This is a genomic window from Microbacterium sp. EF45047, assembly GCF_028472845.1.
In the GTDB taxonomy this organism is placed as follows: Bacteria; Actinomycetota; Actinomycetes; order Actinomycetales; family Microbacteriaceae; genus Microbacterium; species Microbacterium neungamense.
Genome location: NZ_CP069429.1, coordinates 1,576,737 through 1,593,537 on the forward strand (window position 1 = coordinate 1,576,737; position 16,801 = coordinate 1,593,537).

A 16,801-nucleotide genomic window follows, 5' to 3' on the forward strand; every position below is an offset into this window, starting at 1 on the left:
TACCGGCGACAACACGGACGGCCGGTCGTGTTCGCCGTCGGCATATCAGCGTGGCGGACGGAGCTCCCGGGCGTATCCGGTCACGGACCGCGTGTACCGCGGCAGGTGGGGTGCAAGGGCCTCCAGGGCGACGGAAGCCGCGGCCAGCGGATCCCCCGCGGAGGCGAGCGCGAGGGCGTAGAACGCGGATGCCGCATCCGCGAGCGGACCGCCGCGTTCGCGCTCCGCCGCCAGCAGCTCGAGGCTCTCGGCGACGCGGCCGAGGTTGCGCAGCGTGCTCGCCAGCTGGATCACGGCCTGCGCGCGCAGGTCTTCGGGCAGGCCGAGATCGAGCGCGCCGAGATCGAGCGCGCGACGGTAGAGCGGCTCCGTCTCGGACTCCAGGCCCGCCGAATCGCGGGCGCCCGCGCGTTCGAACGCCGCGTGCGCCTCGTCCGGGGCCTCGGCCGCGAGGGCATCGATGCGCGCGATGCGCTCGAGGTCGGTCAGCGCGTCGTCTGCCCAGATCGCGTCGATCCGCTGCTGCCAGTCCGGCACGGGTCCTTCCGGGAACGGGGAAGGGCGGATGCCGCAGCATCCGCCCTTCCGTGAATGATCCGCGATCACTCGGCCTTGTCGGCCTCGTCCTTCTTCGCGGCGGCCTTCTTCGCCGGAGCCTTCTTCGCCGGAGCCTTCTTCGCGGGCTTCTCCTCCGCCTTCTCGGCGTCGGCGGCCTCGTCCTTCTTCGCGGCGGCCTTCTTCGCCGGAGCCTTCTTCGCCGGAGCCTTCTTCGCGGGCTTCTCCTCGGCCTTCTCGGCGTCGGCGGCCTCGGCGTCCGCGGCCTCGTCCTCGGCCTCATCGATGTCGCCGATGAACTCGGACAGGTCGACGTCCTTGCCGGCGGTGTCGACGACCTTCACCTTGCTGAGCGCGACCGCGAGCGCCTTGTTGCGGGCGACCTCGCCGATCAGCGCGGGCAGCTGGTTGGCCGACTGCAGCGCCTCGACGAACTCCTGCGGCGCCATGCCGTACTGCGCGGCGGACTGGATCAGGTACTGGCTGAGCTCCTCCTGCGACACCTGCACCTTGGCGTCCTCGGCGATCGCGTCGAGCAGCACCTGGGTGCGGAACTGCTTCTCGCTGGCCTCGGTGACCTCGGCACGGTGCTCGTCGTCCTCGAGACGGCCCTCGCCCTCGAGGTGGCTGTGCACCTCGTCCTCGATGAGCTGGGGCGGCACCGGGATCTCGATCTGCTCGAGAAGGGTCTCGATGAGCTTGTCGCGGGCGGCGGCGCCCTGGGCGAAGACGCCCTGCTGGGCGACGCGCTCGGCGAGGCTGGCGCGCAGCTCGGCGAGGGTGTCGAACTCGCTGGCCATCTGCGCGAAGTCGTCGTCGGCCTCGGGGAGGTCGCGCTCCTTGACGGCCTTGACGGTGACGGAGACCTCGGCCTCCTCGCCGGCGTGGTCGCCGCCGACGAGCTTGGAGCGGAACGTGGTCTGCTCGCCTGCGGTGAGGGACTCGATCGCCTCGTCGATGCCCTCGAGCAGCTCACCCGAGCCCACCTCGTAGGAGACGCCGTCGGCGCGGTCGATCTCGGCGCCGTCGATCGACGCGGTCAGGTCGAGCTCGACGAAGTCGCCCTTGGCGGCCGGGCGGTCGACCGGGATCAGCGTGCCGAAGCGCGCGCGCAGGCGGTCCAGCTCGGCGTCGACCGCCGCCTCGTCGGCCTCGACGGCGTCGACGGTGACGGTGATGTCCGACAGGTCGGGGAGCTCGATCTCCGGGCGGACGTCGACCTCGATGTCGACGAGCAGGTCGCCCGAGAAGTCCTTCTCGCTCGGCCACTGCGTGATGTCAGCGGTGGGACGGCCGACCATGCGCACGTTGTGCTCGGCGGCTGCGGCACGGAAGAAGCCGTCGAGGCCCTCGTTCACGGCGTGCTCGATCACGGCGCCGCGGCCGATGCGCTGGTCGATGATCGGCGCGGGGACCTTGCCCTTGCGGAAGCCCGGGATCTGCACGTCGCGGGCGATGTGCTCGTAGGCGTGCTGGATGCTGGGCTTGAGGTCCTCGGGGGTGACCGTGATGCTGAGCTTCACCCGAGTCGGGGACAGCTTCTCGACGGTGCTGTTGGCCATGCTGGTGTGTTCTCCTTGTGGTTTCCGCGCAGACGACGCGGTCGTGAAGTCTGGATTCCGTGGTGGGTCTGGATTCCGTGGTCGGGGCGACAGGATTTGAACCTGCGACCTCCCGCTCCCAAAGCGGGCGCTCTACCAAGCTGAGCTACGCCCCGGTGAACCCGCGCGCACGGGAACGGCCTCCACGAGTCTAACGGACGGGAGGCCGCGCCCCGTCCGCTATGCTTGATCGGTCGGCCGGCAGACGGCCGGCGCCGGATTCCGGTCCGGGGGCGTAGCTCAATGGTAGAGCCCCAGTCTTCCAAACTGGTGGTGCGGGTTCGATTCCCGTCGCCCCCTCTGATGTGCAAAGGCCCCGCCGCACGGCGGGGCCTTTGCACATCAGGATCGAAGACGTTCCACAGCCGCCGCGTCCCAAATCGGCTGCCCGTTTATGCAGTCCCGGCAAATCCGGTTCGCCTCCTCGCGATATACCAATACGCTGACCCGACTCGGTGCGCATCACCCGAGTGATTCGGAAGGGGGATGCTCCATGGAGCACCGGACTGCCGCGGGGGCGGCACTGACATCCACTCGACGACGCAAGGTTCTCGCCGTCCTCGCCGGCGGCCTCGTGCTCGGCGTCGGCGCGGCCGTGACGCTCGCGGCGTGGAACGACTCGGAGTTCGCGACCGGCACGTTCACCGCCGGCTCGTTCAACCTCGAGGGGTCGACGACAGGGCGCTTCAACGCGTCCTACGGCGACCACAACGTCGACAACGGCGACGCCGCCGCGAGCCTGGTCTTCCAGCTGCCCGAGACCGCCGCCGCGATGTCGCCCGGCGACGTCGTGTACGCGCCGTTCTGGGTGCGCCTGGACGAGACGACCACGAACGACGCCACGCTCGTGCCGGACGGGACCACTGCCGGCACCGGCGGCAACGAGGCGAACCTCTCGTACACGGTGCGCGCCATCGCCCCCGCCGCGACCTGCGACGCGACCGCTGCCGGCACGCTCATCGCCTCCGGGAGCACGCTGAGCGCGCAGACGGGGGCGACCTCGGTGCCGCTGACCAAGGGGGCCGCCGCGGGTGCGCCCGGGACCGCCGTGCAGCTCTGCTTCGCGGTGACGGCCGGCGAGGGCATCACTCAGGGCGCCTCGGCGACCGCGACGTGGAAGTTCACCGCCACCTCGACCGCGGACTGACATGACACGCACCCGCAGAGGCCGGCGGGAGGCGAGGCGGCTGCGCTTCCGCCGCATCCAGGCGCTCCTCGCGGGCGGCCTGGTGCTCGGTGTGGGTGCCGCGGCCACGCTCGCGGCGTGGAACGACACCGAGCATGGCAGCGCGACCTTCACGGCCGGCCGCCTTGGTCGTCTGGGCCTTCTGGCCGCGCGGTCCGGCGCGGGCTCGTCCTCGGAGCGACGGGAACGGGGCGTCGGCATGAGAGCGGCACGGGTGCTCGCCGGTGCCGCGGTCGTCGCGGCGCTCCTGTCCCCCACGCCCGCGTGGGCGGCGCCGGCGACCGAAGTGGTGCAGGGCGACGTGCTGCGCCTCGTCTCGGTGGCGGACTGGGATGCCGCCTCCCGGCTGGTGCCCGGCCGCCCCGTGCACTGGGACGTGACGGTGAGCGCGGACGCGCCGGACCCCGGGACGGTGCTGATCGGCGTCAGCGCGGCCGGCGACGCCGCACTCACCGTCGCCGTGCACCGCTGCGAAGCCGCGTGGGGGATCAGCGGATGCCCGGCCGGCGCGCTGCCGATCCGGACCGAGTGGCGGGTTCCGCTCGACGGCGCCGAGGTGCCGCTGACCCGGATCCGCGACGACGAGGTCGCCCGCCTGCGGCTCACCGTCGCCCTGGTATCCGGAAGCGGCGGCAGCACCCGGCTGCGCGTGCACGCGCACGGCGCCGGGGAGTCCGCCGCGATCGCCCCAGGCGGCGACCTCGCCGTCACCGGCCCACCCCCGCTCGCTCCCTGGGCGCTCGGCGGCGGCGCGCTGCTCCTCGCAGGGCTGGCGCTGCTCGTCCTGCGGCGGCCGGACCGCGGAGGCCGCTCATGAAGCGCGGTCTTCCCGCCGCGGTGGCGGGTCTCGTGCTCCTCGCCTTCTCGGCATCCGGCGCGCAGGCCGCGGCCCGCACGGAGGTGACGGATGCCGCGTTCACGGATGCCGAGCACGCGGCCTCGGCGACGTTCACCGCGCTGAACGTGCCGGAGCCGGTGAGCTCGCGCTCGCCGGGCTGCGTGACGGATCCCGGGCTCCTCGCGCTCGCGCCGACCATCACCATCTCCTGGCGGGTGCCGTCCGGCGTCGCCGGGTACACGCAGGCGAACGCCGAGTACGGCCTGACGCGAACGGGCCCCCGAGGTTCCTCGGGGGCCCGTTCCGATGCTCGATCAGCGGGGCGTCAGGCCTGCCCTCGCCGCGCGCGCAGCTGGTTCAGCGCATCCTGGAGGAGCTGCTCGGCCTCCTCCTCGGTGCGACGCTCCTTCACGTACGCGAGGTGCGTCTTGTACGGCTCGGCCTTCGCCAGCGCCGGCGGATTGTCCTTGTCCCGCCCGGCCGGGAGGCCCGAGTGCGGGTGGTCGATGACGTCCGGGATCTCCTCCTCGGGCAGGCCGGCCGCGAAGTAGCGGACGGTCTCGTTGCCCAGGGCATCCCAATACGACACCGCGATGCGGTCGGCGTGATAGCCGTGGTCCTGCTCGCCCATCGGCCCGGAGCCGACTCGGGTGCCGCGGATCGCGTTCCCTCCGGTGGCCATCAGATCACCTGGAACTTCGTGATGAGCCCGAGGGCGACGATGGACACGAACCACAGCAGCGCGAGCACCACCGTGAACCGGTTCAGGTTCCGCTCGGCGAGGCCGGACGAGCCGACCGCCGCGGACATGCCGCCGCCGAACATGTCCGACAGCCCGCCGCCGCGGCCTTTGTGGAGAAGGATGAGGAGGGTCAGCAGGACGCTGGTGATGCCCAGCAGCACCTGCAGCACGAACTCAAGAACTGGCACGAGTGAAAGCCTTTCGACCGGGCCGTTCGGCCCGCGTAACGGTCAAGTATACGGGGCGGCGGGGCCGGAGCCCCGCCGCACACTCAGACGCCGACGTGCTTCTCGAAGCGGACGATGGCCGCGAAATCGTCGACCACGAGGCTGGCTCCTCCGACGAGAGCGCCGTCCACATCGGGCTCGCGCATGAACGAGGCGATGTTCGCGGCCTTCACGGATCCGCCGTAGAGGATGCGGGTGCGTGCCGCGGCATCCTCGTCGAGCACCGAGGCGATGACCTTCCGCAGCGCGGCGCAGACCTCCTGGGCCTGCTGCGGGGTCGCCGCCTGACCGGACCCGATCGCCCACACCGGCTCGTACGCCACGACGATGTCCGCGGAGGCGGGCACACCCTGGAGGGCGGCCTCGAGCTGTGCCGCCGGGACGGCGCTCGCGCCGTGCTTCTCCAGGTCCTCCGCCGTCTCGCCGACGCAGATGACCGGCACCAGGCCGTGCTTCAGCGCGGCCTTGACCTTCGCGTTGACGACCTCGTCGGTCTCCCGGTGGTACTCGCGGCGCTCGGAGTGCCCGATGATGACGTACTTCACGTCGAGCTTCGCGAGGAACGCACCGGAGACCTCGCCGGTGTACGCGCCCGAGTCGTGCGCGGACAGGTCCTGCGCGCCGAGCGCGAACGGGATCTTGTCGGCGTCGATGAGCGTCTGCACGCTGCGGATGTCGGTGAAAGGCGGGAACACCGCCACCTCCACCGAGCCGTCCTCATGCCCCGCCTCTTTGAGCGTCCAGTGCAGCTTCTGCACCGTGGCGACCGCCTGCAGGTGGTCGAGGTTCATCTTCCAGTTGCCCGCGATCAGCGGGACGCGGCTGCTCACTGCCATCCGAGGACCTCCAGTCCGGGGAGCTTCTTGCCTTCCAGGAACTCGAGGCTGGCCCCTCCGCCCGTCGAGATGTGTCCGAACTCGTCGTCCGCGAAGCCGAGCTGGCGCACGGCTGCCGCGGAGTCGCCGCCGCCGACGACGGCCAGGCCGTCGACCTCGGTGAGGGCCTTCGCGACCGCCTTCGTGCCCGCCGCGAAGGCGGGGAACTCGAACACGCCCATCGGGCCGTTCCAGAACACCGTCTTCGAGTCGCGGATCGCGTCGGCGAAGCGGGCGGCGGTCTCCGGGCCGATGTCCAGGCCGATGCCGGAGGCACCGAACGAGCTCTGCTCGATGGCATCCGCGGCGACCACCTCGTGCTCGGCATCCGCGGCGAACGCCGACGCGACCACGACGTCGGTGGGGAGCACGAGCTCCACGCCGCGCTCCTTCGCCTCCGCGATGTAGCCGCGCACGGTCTCCAGCTGGTCCTGCTCGAGGAGGCTGGATGCCACGGCGTGGCCCTCCGCCGCGAGGAAGGTGAACAGCATGCCGCCGCCGATCAGGAGCCGGTCGACCCGCGGCAGCAGGTGCGAGATGACGCCGAGCTTGTCGCTGACCTTCGATCCGCCGAGCACGACCGTGTACGGGCGCTCCGGCTTCTCGGTGAGCCGGTCGAGCACGTCCAGCTCGGCGGCGATCAGCAGTCCAGCAGCGGACGGCAGCAGCTGCGCGAGGTCGTAGACGCTCGCCTGCTTGCGGTGCACCACGCCGAACCCGTCGGAGACGAGCGCGTCGCCGAGCTCGGCCAGCTGTGCCGCGAAGGCCTGTCGCTCGCCGTCGTCCTTCGACGTCTCGCCGGGGTTGAACCGCAGGTTCTCGAGCACGACGACGTCGCCGTCCTCGAGCGCGGCGACCGCCTCGCGCGCGGACTCGCCGACCGTGTCACGGGCGAAGGCGACCGGCTTGCCGAGCAGCTCGGACAGTCGCTGCGCGACCGGCGCAAGGCTGTACTGCGGGTCGGGCGCGCCGTCGGGCCGGCCGAGGTGCGAGCACACGATGACGCGGGCTCCCGCGTTGATGAGGGCGTTCAGGGTCGGCAGGGAGGCGCGGACACGTCCATCGTCCGTGATGACCCCGTCCCGCAGCGGGACGTTGAGGTCACAGCGGACGATGACGCGCTTGCCCTCCAGCGACCCGGCGTCTCCCGTCAGGGATTCAAGGGTTCGCAGGCTCATAGCGTACGGCTCAGAGACGCTCGGCGACGTACTCGGTGAGGTCGACCAGGCGGTTCGAGTAGCCCCACTCGTTGTCGTACCAGGCGGACAGCTTGACCTGGTTGCCCAGGACGCGCAGCAGTCCGGCGTCGAAGATCGAGGAGTACGGGTCGGTGACGATGTCGCTCGAGACGATGTCGTCCTCGGTGTACTTCAGGATGCCCTTGAGCGGGCCCTCCGCGGCGGCCTTGTACGCGGCCTTCACCTCGTCGGCGGTGACCGGGCGCGAGGTGGTGACGGTGAGGTCGGTGATCGACCCGGTGGGGACGGGCACGCGCAGCGCGAAGCCGTCGAGCTTGCCCTTGAGCTCGGGCAGGACCAGGCCGATGGCCTTGGCCGCGCCGGTCGAGGTCGGGACGATGTTGATCGCCGCGGCGCGGGCGCGGCGGAGGTCCTTGTGCGGGCCGTCCTGCAGGTTCTGGTCGGCGGTGTAGGCGTGGACCGTGGTCATCAGGCCGTTCTCGATGCCGAAGGCGTCGTTGAAGACCTTCGCCAGCGGGGCGAGGCAGTTCGTGGTGCACGAGGCGTTGGAGATGATGTTGTGCTTCTCCGGGTCGTAGGTGTCCTCGTTCACGCCCATCACGAAGGTGGCGTCCTCGCCGGTGGCGGGTGCGGAGATGAGCACCTTCTTGGCGCCGGCCTCGATGTGCTTGCGCGCGGCATCCGCGTTGGTGAAGAAGCCGGTGGACTCGATCACGATGTCGACGCCGAGCTCGCCCCACGGCAGGTTGGCGGGGTCGCGCTCCGCGAAGGCCTTGATGACCTTGCCGTCGACGGTGATGCTCTCCTCGTCGTAGGTCACGTCGGCATCCAGGCGCCCGGTCACGGAGTCGTACTTGAGGAGGTGCGCCAGCGTCTTGTTGTCAGTGAGGTCGTTGACCGCGACGATGTCGAGGTCCGCACCCTGTGCGAGTGCGGCGCGGAAGTAGTTGCGTCCGATACGACCGAAGCCGTTGATACCGATCTTGACAGACACTCAGATTCTCCTGTGTCTCGTGCGCGAGATGCGCGTTCTATTCAGGGGGATATATGGACAACGGCGTCCCGACGGGCGGTGGCCCGTCGGGACGCCCGTCTTGTTTATGACAGTACCAGCAGGCCCGAGGTCTTCTCGCGGGCTGTTTCGAACCGCTGAGCGACGTTCTGCCAGTTGGCGATGTTCCACGCCGCCTTGACGTAATCCGCCTTGACGTTCAGGTAGTCGAGGTAGAACGCGTGCTCCCACATGTCCAGCTGGAACAGGGGGATGGTGCCCTGCGCGGTGTTCGACTGCTGGTCGAACAGCTGCTGGATGATCAGGCGCGCACCGATCGGGTCCCAGCTGAGCACGGCCCAGCCCGAGCCCTGGATGCCCGTGGCGGCGGCGGTGAAGTGCGCCTGAAACTTCTCGAAGGAGCCGAAGAACTCGTCGATCGCGGCCTTGAGCTCGCCCTCGGGCTGCCCGCCGCCCTCCGGCGACAGGTTGGTCCAGAAGATCGAGTGGTTGACGTGGCCGCCGAGGTTGAACGCGAGGTCCTTCTCGAGCTTGTTCACGTTCGCCAGGTTGCCGCTCTCGCGGGCCTCGGCGAGCTGTTCGAGGGCGGTGTTGGCGCCTGCGACGTACGCGGCGTGGTGCTTGTCATGGTGCAGTTCCATGATCTTCGCGCTGATGTGCGGCTCGAGCGCCGCGTAGTCGTACGGAAGGTCCGGGAGCGTGTATGTCGCCATGTCGATATCATCCAATCCGCGCCGCGCCCGCGGCGCTTGCGATCGTCTGCGAGCCGAAGTGCTTCGCAGAGCGGTCTTCTCACATCCTAGTGACGGCAACGCGGGCGGGAAGGGGTTCCTTCCCCGTGTGACGGGATCGGCCGGGCGGATCAGTCGTCGAGGCCGGCGGGCACGGCGGCCTCGGTGCCGGGGATGCCCTCCTGCTGCGCGCGCTTGTCCGCCATGGCGAGCAGGCGGCGGATGCGGCCGGCCACGGCGTCCTTGGTGAGCGGCGGGTCGGCGTGGTGGCCGAGCTCGTCGAGGCTGGCGTCGCGGTGCGCGAGGCGCAGGTTGCCGGCCATCCGCAGGTGCTCGGGGACGTCGTCGCCGAGGATCTCGAGGGCGCGCTCCACGCGGGCGCAGGCCGCGACGGCGGCCTGGGCGGAGCGGCGCAGGTTCGCGTCGTCGAAGTTCACCAGCCGGTTCACGCCGGCGCGCACCTCGCGGCGCTGGCGCATCTCCTCCCAGGCGGCGGCGGCGCGGCGGGCGCCCATGATGCTGAGGATCGCGCGGATGGCCTCGCCCTCGCGCACGACGACGCGCGGCAGACCGCGCACTTCGCGGGCCTTGGCGGTCACGCCGAGGCGGTGCGCGGCGCCGACGAGGGCCATCGCAGCCTCGCCGGACGGGCAGGAGACCTCGAGCACGGCCGAGCGGCCCGGCTCGCTCAGCGAACCGGCGGCGAGGAACGCGCCACGCCAGATGCCCGCGAGCTCCTCGCGCGAGCCGGTGGTGAGCCGGTTCGGCAGACCGCGGACCGGACGACGGCGCGGGTCGAGCAGACCGGTCTGACGCGCCAGGGTCTCCCCTGCACCGATCACCCGCACGGCCCAGCGCGCGCCCTCGTTCGCGGCGCCCGGCGTGGATCCGCCGGACTTCACCTGGGCGATCTCCGGGCGCACGCCGTAGATCTCGGCGAGATCGCGCGCGACCCGCCGCGCCAGCGTCTCGGCATCCACCTCGGCCTCGACCGCCACGCGCCCCGCGATGGAGTGCAGGCCGCCGGCGAACCGGAGGATGGTGGTCACCTCCGCGACGCGCACCGTCGGGGGTGCGTTGCGGATGCTGACCAGTTCTGCCTTGACGTCGGTGGTTAGTGCCACGGAACTCCCTCACGCTTGCGCGTCGGATCGCGACGCAAGGGAATAGCCTACAAGGCCGGACGGCTCCGCTACTCCTTGCCGAGGTCGCGGTGCCGCACGCTCACGGCCACCCCGGGCACGCTCGCCAGACGCCGTGCCAGCTCCTCCGCGGTCGCGACCGAGCGGTGCTTGCCGCCGGTGCATCCGATCGCGACCGTGGAATGGCTCTTGTTCTCGCGCTGGTACCCCTCCAGCACCGGACGCAGCGCGGCCGCGTAGGCGTCGAGGAACTCGCCGGCGCCCTCCTGGCCGAGCACGTAGTCGCGCACCGCGGCGTCCTGACCGGTGAAGTTGCGCAGGTCTTCGTTCCAGAACGGGTTCGGCAGGAACCGCATGTCGGCGACGAGGTCGACGTCCGTGGGCAGGCCGTACTTGAACCCGAAGCTGAGGATGGTCAGCTTGTGCCGTGCCGCGCCCTCCTCGGAGAACAGCTCGGACACCTGCGTGGCCAGCTGGTGGATGTTCAGACCGGAGGTGTCCAGGAGCACGTCGGCCGCCTCGCGGATGGGGGCGAGACGCTGCCGCTCGATCCGGATGCCGTCGAGCAGGGTGCCGTCGCCCTGCAGCGGATGCGGGCGCCGCACCGACTCGAACCGGCGGACCAGCACGTCGTCCGAGGCGTCCAGGAAGAGCACCTTCACCGAGCCGCGGGAGCGGAGCGCGCGGGCAACGCCGGGGAAGTCGTCGAAGAGGTTCCGCCCGCGGACGTCGACCACGGCGGCGACCTTCGGCAGGCTGCCGCCGCCCATGTCGGTGAGGTCGAGCAGCGGCCGCAGCATCTGCGGCGGCAGGTTGTCGACCACGTACCAGCCGAGGTCCTCCAGGGCGTTCGCCGCCGTGGTCCGGCCTGCTCCCGACATCCCGGTGACGATCAGGAACTCGCCCTTCTCCTCGGCGGTCATCGCTTCTCCCTCCCCTGCGGCTCCAGCCTATCGACTGGCGGCCGGGCGCTGCGCCGTCAGATGGGTGTGGATGGCGGTCGCGAGGGCGGGGCCGATGCCGGCCACCTCGGTGATCCGCTCGGGCGTCGCCGCCCGCAGCGCGGTGACCGAGCCGAAGTGCTTCAGCAGCGCCTTGATCCGCGCCTCGCCGAGCCCCGGCACCTCGGCGAGCACGGTGGTGATGTCGCGCTTGCGGCGGCGGCGCTGGTGGGAGATCGCGAACCGGTGGGCCTCGTCGCGCAGCCGCTGCACGAGGTAGAGCGCCTCGCTGGTGCGGGGCAGGATGACCGGGAACTCGTCGCCGGGCACCCAGATCTCCTCGAGCCGCTTGGCGATGCCGCACAGGGCGACCTCCGGATGCCCGCTGTCGCGCAGCGCCCGCGCGGCGGCCTCGACCTGCGGGCGTCCGCCGTCCACGATCAGCAGCTGCGGCCGGTACGCGAAGCGCGGCTTCCGCCGCGTGACGACCCCTGCCGCTTCCACGGACCCTGAGCCTTCGACGGACCCTGAGCCGTCGACGGACCCTGAGCCTGTCGAAGGGTCCGGTGACGCTTCGACGAGCTCAGCGTCCGCGGCCGGCGAAAGCGGGTCGGCATCCAGGTACGCCAGCCGCCGCATCAGCACCTGGTACATCGAGTCGGTGTCGTCGGTGGTCTCGGCGATGTTGAACGAGCGGTATTGGTCCTTGCGCGGCAGACCGTCCTCGAAGACGACCATCGAGGCGACGACGTTCGTGCCGCCGAGGTGTGAGATGTCGAAGCACTCGATCCGCAGCGGCGCCTCGTCCATCCCGAGCGCCTCCTGCAGGTCGGTCAGCGCCTGCGTGCGTGAGACGTAGTCGCTGGTGCGGCGGGTCTTGTGCCGCAGCAGCGCCTGCTGGGCGTTCAGCGTCGCCGTCCGCATCAGCTCGGCACGCTGTCCGCGCTGCGCGACGGCGATCTCGACCTTGCGCCCGCGCCGTTCCCGCAGCCATTCCTCGAGCTCCCGCGCGTCGTCCGGCAGCACCGGGACGAGGATGCGGCGCGGCACGTCGGCGGCCTCGCCGTACGCCTGCTGGAGCACCTGCTCGACGAGCTCGCCGCCGGAGATGTCGAGCTCCTTCTCGATCGTGAGGGCGCGGACGCCGCGCACGCGTCCTCCGCGGATGACGAAGTGCTGCACCGCCGCGGCCAGCTCGTCCTCGGCGATGCCGAACAGGTCCGCGTCCTCGTCCGCGGGCAGCACCAGGGCGCTCTTGCCGAGCACGGCCTCGATCGCGCGGAGCTTGTCGCGGTACTTCGCCGCCGCCTCGTAGTCCATGGCGGCGGACGCCTCGTGCATCCGCTTCGTCAGCTCCCGCGTGAAGCGCTCGTCACCGCCGGCCATGAAGGCGACGAAGTCGTCGACCATGGCCCGGTGCTCCTCGATGGTCACGGTCATCGAGCACGGTCCGCCGCATTTGCCGATCTGCCCGGGGAAGCACGGCCGCCCGGTCTGCATGGCCCGCTTGTAGCTGGCGTCGCTGCAGGTGCGGATCGGGAACGCCTTGATCATCAGGTCGATCGTCTCGTGCACCGCCCACACCTTCGGGTATGGACCGAAGTAGCGGGCGCCGGGGATGCGCCGGTTGCGCGTGACCATCACCCGGGGTGCCTCGTCGGCGAGCGTGATCGCCATGAACGGGTACGACTTGTCGTCCTTGTAGCGGACGTTGAACGGTGGATCGAACTCCTTGATCCACATGTACTCGAGCTGCAGCGAGTCCACGTCGGTGGCCACCACCGTCCACTCCACGGATGCCGCGGTGGTCACCATCCGGCGGGTGCGCTCGTGCAGCGTGTGCAGCGGCGCGAAGTAGTTCGACAGCCGCTGACGGAGGTTCTTCGCCTTGCCGACGTAGAGCACCCGTCCGTCGGCGTCGCGGAACCGATACACGCCCGGATCCGTGGGGATCTCGCCCGTCCGCGGCTTGTACGGCAGGACGTCGGCCATCAACCCGCCTTGCGTGCCGTCCGGTCGCCGAGGATCTCGGCAAGGAACTGCCCGGTGTGGCTCTCGTGCACGCGCGCCACCTGTTCGGGGGTGCCGGTCGCGATGATCTCGCCGCCGCCGGAGCCGCCCTCGGGACCGAGATCGATGACCCAGTCGGCGGACTTGATGACGTCGAGGTTGTGCTCGATGACGATGACGGTGTTCCCCTTGTCGACCAGGCCGTTCAGCACCTCGAGGAGCTTGCGCACGTCCTCGAAGTGCAGACCGGTGGTCGGCTCGTCGAGTACGTAGATGCTCCGCCCGTTGCTGCGGCGCTGGAGCTCGGTGGCGAGCTTGACGCGCTGCGCCTCCCCGCCGGAGAGCGTGGTCGCGGACTGCCCGAGCCGGACGTAGCCGAGCCCGACGTCGACGAGCGTCTTCAGATAGCGATGGATCGCCTGGATCGGCTCGAAGAACTCCGCGGCCTCCTCGATCGGCATCTCGAGCACCTCGGCGATGTTCTTGCCCTTGTAGTGCACGGCGAGGGTGTCCCGGTTGTACCGCTTGCCGTGGCACACCTCGCAGTCGACATACACGTCCGGCAGGAAGTTCATCTCGATCTTGATCGTGCCGTCGCCTGAGCACGCCTCGCAGCGGCCGCCCTTGACGTTGAAGCTGAACCGCCCGGGCTGGTAGCCGCGCACCTTCGCCTCGGGGGTCTCGGCGAACAGCGACCGGATCCGGTCGAAGACGCCCGTGTACGTCGCCGGGTTCGAGCGCGGCGTACGGCCGATCGGCGCCTGGTCGACGTGCACGACCTTGTCGAGGTTGTCGAGTCCCGTGACCCGGGTGTGCTTGCCCGGCACGGTGCGGGCACCGTTCAGCCGCGCGGCGAGCACCTGGTACAGGATGTCGTTCACGAGGGACGACTTGCCGGAGCCGCTCACCCCGGTGACGGCCGTGAGCACGCCGAGCGGGAACTCGGCGCTGACGTTCTTCAGGTTGTTCTCCCGGGCGCCGACGACGGTCAGCATCCGCTTCCGGTCGATCTTGCGGCGTTTGGCGGGGATCGGGATCTCGCGACGACCGGAGAGGTAGTCGCCGGTGAGCGAGTCGCGGTCGGTGAGCAGCGCGGAGTACGGGCCGGAGTGGACGACCTGTCCCCCGTCGACACCGGCCCGCGGCCCGATGTCGACGACCCAGTCGGCGGCCTCGATGGTCTCCTCGTCGTGCTCGACGACGATCAGGGTGTTCCCGAGGTCGCGCAGCTTCTCCAGGGTCTGGATGAGACGGCGGTTGTCGCGCTGATGCAGGCCGATGGAGGGCTCGTCGAGCACGTAGAGCACCCCGGTCAGGCCGGAGCCGATCTGCGTGGCGAGCCGGATGCGCTGCGCCTCGCCGCCCGAGAGGGAGCCGGCCGAGCGGCTGAGGTTGAGGTATGCCAGGCCCACCTGCAGCAGGAAGTCGAGCCGGAGCCGGATCTCGCGCAGCACCTGCGCAGCGATCTTCGCCTCGCGATCGGTGAGCACCAGCTTCTCCATGAACTCGCGCGCCTCGGCGAGGCTGAGGTGCGACACCTCGGCGATGGAGTGGCCGTGCACGAGCACCGAGAGCACCTCCGGCTTGAGCCGATCGCCGTTGCAGACGGGGCACGGCAGCTCGCGGAGGTACTCGCCCCAGCGGTTGCGCTGGGTGTCGCTCTCGGCCTGCAGGTACTGGCGCTCGATGTAGGGGACGACACCCTCGAAGCCGGACGTGTACCGCATCTCCCGGCCGTACCGGTTCTTCCACTTCACGGTGACCTTGTAGTTGTCACCGCGCAGCACGGCCTCGCGCACGTCGGAGTGCAGTTCCCGCCACGGCGTGTCCAGTGAGAAGTCGAGATCGCGAGCGAGCCCTTCCAGAAGCCGCTCGTAGTACTGGAAGAGCCCCTTGCCCTGCGTGGTCCAGGGCAGGATGACACCCTCCCGGATGGACAGATCCTCGTCGCCGAGCATGAGGTCGACGTCCACCGACATCCGGGTGCCCAGGCCCGAGCAGGCGGGGCAGGCGCCGAACGGCGCGTTGAAGGAGAAGGTGCGCGGCTCGATCTCGGTGAGGGTGATCGGATGCCCGTTGGGGCAGGCGAGCTTCTCGGAGAACGACTGCCAGGCGGCATCCCCCTCCTGGTCCACGAAGTTCACCTGCATGACGCCGCCGGCCAGGCTCAGCGCGGTCTCCACCGAGTCGGTGACCCGTGCGAGGATGTCTGGCGACGCGACGAGACGGTCGACGACGACGGCGATGTCGTGCTTGTAGCTCTTCTTGAGCGTCGGCGGCTCGGAGAGCTGGATGAGCTCCCCGTCGACGATGGCCCGCGAGTACCCCTTGGCCCCGAGCTCGCGGAACAGGTCGACGAACTCGCCCTTCTTCTGCGAGACCACGGGAGCGACGATCTGGTAGCGGGTGCGCTCCGGCAGCTCCATCAGCTGGTCGGCGATCTGCTGCACGGTCTGGCGCTGGATCTTCTCACCGCACTCCGGACAGTGCGGCACGCCGATGCGGGCCCAGAGCAGACGCATGTAGTCGTAGATCTCGGTGATCGTGCCCACCGTCGACCGCGGGTTGCGGTTCGTCGACTTCTGGTCGATGGACACCGCAGGGCTGAGACCCTCGATGAAGTCCACGTCCGGTCGGTCCACCTGACCGAGGAACTGACGGGCGTAGGCGCTCAGCGACTCGACGTACCGGCGCTGCCCCTCCGCGAAGATCGTGTCGAAGGCGAGGCTCGATTTCCCGGAGCCGGACAGGCCGGTGAAGACGACCAGCGCGTCTCTGGGGATGTCGAGGTCGACGTTCTTGAGATTGTGCACGCGGGCACCGCGAACACTGAGTTTTCCTTGGCTGGCGACGGGAACGATGGGCACCCGTCAAGTCTAGGAGGGGCCACGGACACCGGCTCCGGAGTCGCTGACAGCGTAATCGCGGAGGGCTGCGGCAGGCTCAGCGGACGGCGGGAACGGAGCGGACCGGCGGCTCCTCCGGGGCGCGCCCGGCGAAGGGTGCGAGGGCGTCGCGGAGCCGCGCGACCTCGTCCACGTCCATGCCGACGCGGGCCATCACCTGCTTCGGCACCTCGACCGCCCTGGCGCGGAGTGCGCGACCGGCATCCGTCAGCTCGATGTCGAGACGGCGCTCGTCCTGGGCGCTGCGGGTGCGCCGCACCAGGCCGTCGCGCTCGAGGCGCTTGACCAGCGGCGAGGCGCTTGCCGGATCCATCGCGAGGTCGGCGGCGAGGTCGTGCAGCGCCCGCGGCGCCCTCTCCCACAGCGCGAGCATGACCAGGTACTGCGGATGCGTGAGCCCGAGCGGCTCGAGGATGGGCCGGTACACCGCGACGACGTTCCGTGCGGCGGTGACCATGGCGAAGCAGAGCTGGTTCTCCAGGCGGAGGAGGTCGTCGTCGCTCGTCATGACGTTCATGATACCGGGTGAGCAAATAGTTAGTACACTAAGGATCATGAACGAGCATCCCGAGCGCACCTCCCTCCGAACCCGCGTGCGCGAGGCGGGCGGGTGGTACGCGTGGTTCAACTCGCGCCTCATCCGCTACGCGGGACCGGCATCCGTCGGTCCGTATGAGAAGACGCCGCCGCCCACCCCGGAGGAACGCGCCGAACGCGGATGCCCGCTGTGCGGCGCACCGATGAACCGGCACGAGATCGACCGCAGCGGCCCCAAGCCGCTCATGCACTGCCCTTGAGCTTCCCCGGGAAGCCGTGAGCGCCGGCCGCCGTGGGCT

The 16,801-nt window shown here is 70.3% G+C and carries 16 protein-coding genes and 2 tRNA genes; 4 read left to right on the forward strand and 14 right to left on the reverse strand.

Features of this window, described 5'->3' with window-relative positions:
- Positions 1-45 precede the first annotated feature (45 nt).
- From JRG78_RS07595 to JRG78_RS07605, 3 genes are all read right to left on the reverse strand, one after another.
- Positions 46-537 carry a tetratricopeptide repeat protein gene (locus JRG78_RS07595; RefSeq protein WP_259606126.1) on the reverse strand — a complete coding sequence of 164 codons (492 nt, stop codon included), beginning with the start codon at positions 535-537 and terminating at the stop codon, positions 46-48.
- Positions 538-602: 65 nt separating this feature from the next.
- Positions 603-2,117 (reverse strand): trigger factor, encoded by a 1,515-nt coding sequence (gene tig / locus JRG78_RS07600; protein ID WP_259606127.1) that lies wholly within the window; start codon positions 2,115-2,117, stop codon positions 603-605.
- A gap of 78 nt (positions 2,118-2,195) precedes the next feature.
- Positions 2,196-2,272 (reverse strand) — tRNA-Pro (locus JRG78_RS07605).
- Between the two features lie 113 nt (positions 2,273-2,385).
- On the opposite strand from JRG78_RS07605, the gene JRG78_RS07610 reads away from it, so the two are divergent.
- From JRG78_RS07610 to JRG78_RS07620, 3 genes are all read left to right on the forward strand, one after another.
- Positions 2,386-2,456 (forward strand) — tRNA-Gly (locus JRG78_RS07610).
- A gap of 193 nt (positions 2,457-2,649) precedes the next feature.
- The gene (locus tag JRG78_RS07615; protein ID WP_259606128.1) at positions 2,650-3,303 is read left to right on the forward strand and encodes a SipW-dependent-type signal peptide-containing protein; all 654 of its coding nucleotides are present in this window, start codon (positions 2,650-2,652) and stop codon (positions 3,301-3,303) included.
- A 1-nt stretch (position 3,304) separates the two neighbouring features.
- Positions 3,305-4,159: a SipW-dependent-type signal peptide-containing protein gene (locus JRG78_RS07620; protein WP_272653260.1), complete on the forward strand. Its 855-nt coding sequence runs from the start codon at positions 3,305-3,307 to the stop codon at positions 4,157-4,159.
- A 346-nt stretch (positions 4,160-4,505) separates the two neighbouring features.
- Here the strand turns inward: JRG78_RS07620 and JRG78_RS07625 are convergent, their stop codons facing one another.
- The 11 genes from JRG78_RS07625 to JRG78_RS07675 all read right to left on the reverse strand — a co-directional run bounded on the left by JRG78_RS07625 (position 4,506) and on the right by JRG78_RS07675 (position 16,473).
- Positions 4,506-4,862, reverse strand: coding sequence for an RNA polymerase-binding protein RbpA (locus JRG78_RS07625; protein ID WP_259606129.1), 357 nt, complete (start codon positions 4,860-4,862; stop codon positions 4,506-4,508).
- Positions 4,862-5,110: a preprotein translocase subunit SecG gene (gene secG, locus JRG78_RS07630; RefSeq protein WP_259606130.1), complete on the reverse strand. Its 249-nt coding sequence runs from the start codon at positions 5,108-5,110 to the stop codon at positions 4,862-4,864. The genes JRG78_RS07625 and secG overlap by 1 nt, the downstream gene beginning before the upstream one ends.
- 83 nt (positions 5,111-5,193) lie before the next feature.
- Positions 5,194-5,985, reverse strand: coding sequence for a triose-phosphate isomerase (gene tpiA, locus JRG78_RS07635; RefSeq protein ID WP_259606131.1), 792 nt, complete (start codon positions 5,983-5,985; stop codon positions 5,194-5,196).
- Complete coding sequence (locus JRG78_RS07640) at positions 5,976-7,202, reverse strand: phosphoglycerate kinase (RefSeq protein WP_259606132.1); 1,227 nt, start codon at positions 7,200-7,202, stop codon at positions 5,976-5,978. Before JRG78_RS07640 ends, tpiA begins: the two co-directional genes overlap by 10 nt.
- Before the next feature lie 10 nt (positions 7,203-7,212).
- The gene (gap, locus tag JRG78_RS07645) at positions 7,213-8,217 is read right to left on the reverse strand and encodes a type I glyceraldehyde-3-phosphate dehydrogenase (protein ID WP_259606133.1); all 1,005 of its coding nucleotides are present in this window, start codon (positions 8,215-8,217) and stop codon (positions 7,213-7,215) included.
- Positions 8,218-8,321: 104 nt separating this feature from the next.
- Complete coding sequence (locus JRG78_RS07650; RefSeq protein ID WP_259606134.1) at positions 8,322-8,948, reverse strand: superoxide dismutase; 627 nt, start codon at positions 8,946-8,948, stop codon at positions 8,322-8,324.
- Between the two features lie 149 nt (positions 8,949-9,097).
- Complete coding sequence (whiA, locus tag JRG78_RS07655) at positions 9,098-10,090, reverse strand: DNA-binding protein WhiA (RefSeq protein ID WP_272653261.1); 993 nt, start codon at positions 10,088-10,090, stop codon at positions 9,098-9,100.
- 68 nt (positions 10,091-10,158) lie between these two features.
- The gene (gene rapZ / locus JRG78_RS07660) at positions 10,159-11,031 is read right to left on the reverse strand and encodes an RNase adapter RapZ (RefSeq protein WP_259606136.1); all 873 of its coding nucleotides are present in this window, start codon (positions 11,029-11,031) and stop codon (positions 10,159-10,161) included.
- Positions 11,032-11,058: 27 nt separating this feature from the next.
- Positions 11,059-13,041, reverse strand: a complete 1,983-nt coding sequence (uvrC, locus tag JRG78_RS07665) for an excinuclease ABC subunit UvrC (protein ID WP_272653262.1) — start codon at positions 13,039-13,041, stop codon at positions 11,059-11,061.
- Complete coding sequence (uvrA, locus tag JRG78_RS07670) at positions 13,041-15,926, reverse strand: excinuclease ABC subunit UvrA (protein WP_272653263.1); 2,886 nt, start codon at positions 15,924-15,926, stop codon at positions 13,041-13,043. Before uvrA ends, uvrC begins: the two co-directional genes overlap by 1 nt.
- A 76-nt stretch (positions 15,927-16,002) precedes the next feature.
- Entirely contained in the window at positions 16,003-16,473 is a 471-nt protein-coding gene (locus JRG78_RS07675) for a MarR family winged helix-turn-helix transcriptional regulator (protein ID WP_259606139.1), read from the reverse strand.
- 46 nt (positions 16,474-16,519) lie between these two features.
- Between JRG78_RS07675 and JRG78_RS07680 the strand changes: the two genes are divergently transcribed.
- Positions 16,520-16,762: a hypothetical protein gene (locus tag JRG78_RS07680; protein WP_259606140.1), complete on the forward strand. Its 243-nt coding sequence runs from the start codon at positions 16,520-16,522 to the stop codon at positions 16,760-16,762.
- Positions 16,763-16,801: the final 39 nt, after the last annotated feature.

What these genes read in the sequence shown, in the direction of transcription:
- JRG78_RS07650 (WP_259606134.1), bottom strand. Translation starts at nt 8,948, where the DNA reads ATGGCGACATACACGCTCCCGGACCTTCCGTACGACTACGCGGCGCTC.
- JRG78_RS07615 (WP_259606128.1), top strand. Translation starts at nt 2,650, where the DNA reads ATGGAGCACCGGACTGCCGCGGGGGCGGCACTGACATCCACTCGACGA.
- JRG78_RS07675 (WP_259606139.1), bottom strand. Translation starts at nt 16,473, where the DNA reads ATGACGAGCGACGACGACCTCCTCCGCCTGGAGAACCAGCTCTGCTTC.
- rapZ (WP_259606136.1), bottom strand. Translation starts at nt 11,031, where the DNA reads ATGACCGCCGAGGAGAAGGGCGAGTTCCTGATCGTCACCGGGATGTCG.
- JRG78_RS07620 (WP_272653260.1), top strand. Translation starts at nt 3,305, where the DNA reads ATGACACGCACCCGCAGAGGCCGGCGGGAGGCGAGGCGGCTGCGCTTC.
- tig (WP_259606127.1), bottom strand. Translation starts at nt 2,117, where the DNA reads ATGGCCAACAGCACCGTCGAGAAGCTGTCCCCGACTCGGGTGAAGCTC.
- JRG78_RS07680 (WP_259606140.1), top strand. Translation starts at nt 16,520, where the DNA reads ATGAACGAGCATCCCGAGCGCACCTCCCTCCGAACCCGCGTGCGCGAG.
- tpiA (WP_259606131.1), bottom strand. Translation starts at nt 5,985, where the DNA reads ATGGCAGTGAGCAGCCGCGTCCCGCTGATCGCGGGCAACTGGAAGATG.
- JRG78_RS07640 (WP_259606132.1), bottom strand. Translation starts at nt 7,202, where the DNA reads ATGAGCCTGCGAACCCTTGAATCCCTGACGGGAGACGCCGGGTCGCTG.
- uvrC (WP_272653262.1), bottom strand. Translation starts at nt 13,041, where the DNA reads ATGGCCGACGTCCTGCCGTACAAGCCGCGGACGGGCGAGATCCCCACG.
- JRG78_RS07625 (WP_259606129.1), bottom strand. Translation starts at nt 4,862, where the DNA reads ATGGCCACCGGAGGGAACGCGATCCGCGGCACCCGAGTCGGCTCCGGG.